This window comes from Streptomyces sp. W16, from assembly GCF_033194735.1.
GTDB lineage: Bacteria > Actinomycetota > Actinomycetes > Streptomycetales > Streptomycetaceae > Streptomyces.
In genome coordinates, this window is record NZ_JAWOAI010000666.1 from 1 (window position 1) to 4,554 (window position 4,554).

The following is a 4,554-nucleotide window of genomic DNA, read 5'->3' on the forward strand; positions in this document are numbered from 1 at the left end:
AACCGTGGAACTGGACCACGGCGGGCAGCGGGCCGCTGCGGTGCCGGGGCATCCGGAGCCAGGCGTGGACCGGGTGGCCGCCGAAGCCCGGCAGGACGGCGTCGAAGACGTCGACCGTCTCCAGGCCGGTGGCGACCTCCGTCAGCCGCAGCCCGGCTTCCTGTCCGGCGCGGGTCTCGGCGAGGGTGCCCTTCCAGAAGGTGTCGAAGTCGGCGGGTTCGCGGTAGGCGCTGCGGTAGGCGAACAGCTCGGGGACGTCATGTTCGCTCAGCACGGCACCGGCTCCCCACGGGGCCGCAGGTCGCCGTCCAACTCGACCTGGTGACCGGCCGGAAGCAGCAGCTCGGCCGTGCGGCCGAGGCACCGGATCCGCACGGGCTCACCGGAGTCACCGGTGAGCCTGCGCACGGTCGCACCGGTCAACTCGCCCTCGTTCCAGGCGAAGTCGACGGCCAGGCCGCCGCGGCAGCGCAGGTCCCTGGCCTCGCCGTCGGCCCACTGCGCGGGCAGCGCGGGCAGCAGGTCCAGGACGCCGGTGTGGCTCTGGACCACCATCTCGGCCACGGCGGCCATCAGCCCGTAGTTGCCGTCGATCTGGAACGGCGGATGAGTGGAGAAGAGGTTGGGCAGCAGCCCGCCCCAACGGGAGCCGTCCACCGGGGCGTCCACCCCGGCGTCTCCGTCGAGCGGCCGGACGGCCTCAAGGAACAGCGAGCGCGCGGTCGGGGCATCACGCAGCCACGCCCGCAGAACGATCTTCCAGGACCACGACCAGCCCATCGCCCCCGGCCCGCGCCGGTCCATCGACTTCCTTGCGGCGTCGGCCAGTTCGGGAGTCGAGTCGGGATCGATCAGACCCAGCGGGTGTACGGCGATCAGGTGCGAGAGGTGACGGTGGTGCGGGTCGGCCTCCGTCAGGTCCTCGGCCCACTCCTGGAGCCGTCCCTCCGGCGAGAGAGGCAGCGGGCGCAGCCGGGGCAGCGCCGCGCGTATCTCGCCGGTCAGCGGAGTGTCCAGACCCAGCAACTCGGCTGCCGCCAGGGTCCGTTGGAAGGTGGCCCGGATCAGCGCCAGGTCCATGGTGGCGGTGCGGGTCAGTGACCTCGGGACGCCGTCGGCCAGGAACAGGTTCTCCGGGGAGGTCGACGGCAGCGTGTCCAGGTGGCCCGAGACGTCCTCGACGAGCCAGTCGAGCAGGAACTCCGCGCAGCCACTGAGCAGCGGCCAGGCCCGCTCCCGCAGGAAGCCGAGGTCGCGGGTGAAGTCGTAGTGGTCCCACAGGTGTTGGGACAGCCAGGCGCCGCCCATCATCCACAGCGCCCACGAGGTGTTGCCGTGCCCCATGCCGACCGGCAGCGCCCATCCCCACGGATCGGTGTTGTGATGCGCCACCCAGCCGCGCGCACCGTACAACTCCCGTGCCACGCGCGTGCCTTGTGCGGCCATGCGGTCGAGCAGGTCGAACAGGGGCTCGTGACAGGCGCTGAGCCCGGCCGTCTCCGCGCCCCAGTAGTTCATCTGCGTGTTGATGTTGATCGTGTAGTTGGACGACCAGGCGGGGCGCAGCTCGGCGTTCCAGATGCCCTGGAGGTTGGCCGGCGGGCCGGTGTGCGGGCGGGAGGCGGTGGCCAGGAGATGACGGCCGAGCTGGAACAGCACGGTGGCGGTGAGGAGTTCGTCGTCGCCGCCGAGGATGTCGCGGGCGACGTCGTAGGTCCCGGAGCGGCGGGGCCCGACGCGCAGGGAGGTGCTGCCCAACAGGGCCCGTACGTCGGCCTCGTGGTCCTTGAGGAGACGGGCGGCGCCCTGCGCGACGGCCCGCGCCGCGAGGTCGCCGGCGTCGGCCAGATGGGCGGCGCGGTCCAGAGCCTCAGCCCCGCTCCAGTCGCGGTCCGCCGCGGTGGAACTGGCCAGGGTGAGCAGGACGCGGGAGGCGCCGGTGACGCGCAGACCTCCCCCGTCGTCCACGGTCGTCGTGCCGTCGGTGTGCACGGCGAGCGCGAGGGCGCCGAAGGGGTCGTAGCCGTCGACGGGACCGTCCGCGTAGCGCAGCGGTTCCGCGACCTCGGGTTCGTGGGAGGGGGCGCCGTCCACCGGTATCTCGATGCCCAGCGTGATGCCGTCGGGCGCGGCCGAGCGCAGTATCTCCCGCAGCGGGGTGGAGAGTTCGACGGACAGGTCCAGGGTGCCGCCGTCCGCGTCCAGCGCCACGCAGAGCGCGCCGGTGACGGCGTCGGCCCAGACCCGGCGCCGTACCGCGGTCCCGTCGAGGTCGAAGCCGTCCTCGGCGACCGCTGTGTCGAGGTCGAGCGTCCTGCCGCGGTACTCGGCGCGCTCGCCGCCCGGCACGGTCAAGTGCAGGTCGGCGTACGGCAGATACTCCTGGGTGTAGGGCCCCTCGAAGGTCATGAGGAGGGACTCGGCGCGGTCCTGGTCGCCGGCGCGCAGCGCGGCGCGGACCTCTTCGAGCCGCTCGGGACCGGCTCCTTGCGCGCGGAGTGCGGCGAGGGCGGTCGCCGGGCCGCCGGGGGTGCCGGACCAGACGGTCGAGTCGTTGATCTGGATACGGGCCCGGCCGGTGCCGCCGAAGACCATCGCGCCGATCCTGCCGTTGCCGACCGGGGCGGCCTCCGCCCAGGTGGCGGCGGGCGCGGGCCAGCTCAGCACCAGGTCGCTGGAGTGCATGGCTGTGTCGTCCAATCGAGGGGTGCGGCCGGTCACTTGAGGCCGGAGAAGCCGATGGAGTTGACGATGCGCTTGCCGAAGGCGACGAACAGCAGCAGCATCGGCAGCGCCGCGACCAGGGCGGCGGCCATCAACCCGGCCCAGTCGGGGGCGGCTTGGGGTGAGGACTGCTTGAAGACGCCGAGCGCGAGGGTCAGCGGCTGGACGTCCTGGCTGTTGGTGATGAGCAGCGGCCAGAAGTAGTCGTTCCAGGCGTTGACGAACATCAGCAGCGACACGGTCGCGATCGGTGCGGTCGACATCGGCAGGATGATCCGGAAGAAGATCCGCAGGGGGCCCGCGCCGTCGATGATGGCCGCCTCCTCGACCTCGGTGCTCAGGCCGAGCATGAACTGCCGCAGGAAGAACAGCGTGAACGCCTGGAAGAGCGCCCCGGGCAGGATCAGTCCGGCGAACGTGTTGGTCAGTCCGAGGTCTTTGACGAAGACGAAGTTGGGCAGCAGTGTGAAGACGCTGGGCACCATCAGCGCGGTGATGAGGATGTTGAACACCAGGTTGCGGCCACGCCAGTGCAGCCGGGAGAACGCGTAGGCGCCGGCCGAGGCGAACAGGACGATCAGCACCGTCTGCACGGACGCGTAGATCAGCGAGTTGCGCAGGTAGAGCGCGATGTTGATGGCCGCGCCCGAGCCGCCCTGGGCCTGCGCCTCGGCGGTGGAGGCGATCCCGAGGACGCGCTCGAAGGCGCCCCAGGTGAAGCCCACCGGCAGGGGCGAGGACGGGTGCGTCGACAGCTTGTAGTTGTTGGACAGCGCGGTGCGCAGGATCCAGTAGAACGGGAAGAGCGTGATCAGGACGATGATGCCGAGGTAGGTCCAGGCGACGATTCGGCCGGGTGAGATGCGACGGGGGTTCTTCCGGGGCCGGGGCCGCGCGGTGGCCGCCCGGCCGGGGGCGAGGGTGACTGCCATGACGGGCTCCTTCAGCTCAGGTCGGATTCGCCTGCGCGGGCGAGCCGCAGCTGGGTGAAGGTGACCGTGATGAGCAGGGCGAACAGGGCCAGCGAGAGGGTGGCGGCGTAGCCGAAGTCGAACTGCCTGAACGCCTTGCTGTAGATGTACATCTGCAGCACGTTCGAGGCGTTCGCCGGGCCGCCCTGGGTGGTGACCTGCACGATGTCGAACACCTGGAAGGAGTTGATCACCGTCAGGACGACCACCATGACCAGGATCGGCCGCAGCAGAGGCACCGTGAGGCGCCGGAACATCTGCACCTCACTGGCGCCGTCGACCCGGCCTGCCTCGTAGATGGTGGCCGGGATGGTCTGCAGTCCGGCGAAGATCAGCAGGGAGTAGTAGCCCATCCACTTCCAGATGCTGATCGCGGCGAGGGACGGGATGGCCCAGGCGCTGCTGCCGAAGAAGAGGATGGAGTGGCCCGTCAGATGCTGCAGGACGAGGCTGACGACGCCGAGGGACGGGTCGAGCATCCACTGCCAGACCAGCGCGGCGATGACGTTGGAGATCAGGAACGGCAGCAGGATCACGCCGCGCAACGCCGACGACTTGGTCACCCGGTGCAGCACCACGGCCGTCACCAGGGAGGCCAACGTGCCGAAGACGACGGCCAGGATCACGAAGTAGACGGTGACGAGCAGGGAGTGCCAGAAGACGTCGTCGCCGAACATCTGGTGGAAGTTGGCCAGTCCCACCCAGTTGGGCGGGGTGAGGACATGGAAGTCGGTGAAGCTGAGGTAGATGCCGCGCAGGGTCGGATAGGCGTAGAAGACCGCGAATCCGACGACGGAGGGAATGATCAGCAGGAGTGCGACCGGCAGGTCGCGGCGGCGGGCCGCCGCGGACCTGGTCG

4 protein-coding genes are annotated in these 4,554 nt (G+C 70.4%); all 4 read right to left on the reverse strand.

All coding sequences use genetic code 11. From position 1 onward, the window contains the following. Positions 1–274: acetylxylan esterase (locus R6V09_RS46620; protein ID WP_317887525.1), on the reverse strand; the 274-nt coding region annotated here is incomplete at its 3' end. Beyond that, on the reverse strand, positions 268–2,685 hold the full coding sequence (locus R6V09_RS46625) for a glycosyl hydrolase family 95 catalytic domain-containing protein (protein ID WP_317887526.1): 2,418 nt from the start codon (positions 2,683–2,685) through the stop codon (positions 268–270). The genes R6V09_RS46620 and R6V09_RS46625, both read right to left, overlap by 7 nt. Positions 2,686–2,717: 32 nt before the next feature. Further along, positions 2,718–3,656 carry a carbohydrate ABC transporter permease gene (locus tag R6V09_RS46630; protein WP_317887527.1) on the reverse strand — a complete coding sequence of 313 codons (939 nt, stop codon included), beginning with the start codon at positions 3,654–3,656 and terminating at the stop codon, positions 2,718–2,720. 11 nt (positions 3,657–3,667) lie between these two features. Continuing rightward, positions 3,668–4,554, reverse strand: an 887-nt coding sequence (locus R6V09_RS46635; protein ID WP_317887528.1) for a carbohydrate ABC transporter permease, incomplete at its 5' end; no start/stop codon positions are given.

Coding starts and splice junctions, on each gene's coding strand:
- R6V09_RS46625 (WP_317887526.1), bottom strand. CDS start 2,685: ATGCACTCCAGCGACCTGGTGCTGAGCTGGCCCGCGCCCGCCGCCACC.
- R6V09_RS46630 (WP_317887527.1), bottom strand. CDS start 3,656: ATGGCAGTCACCCTCGCCCCCGGCCGGGCGGCCACCGCGCGGCCCCGG.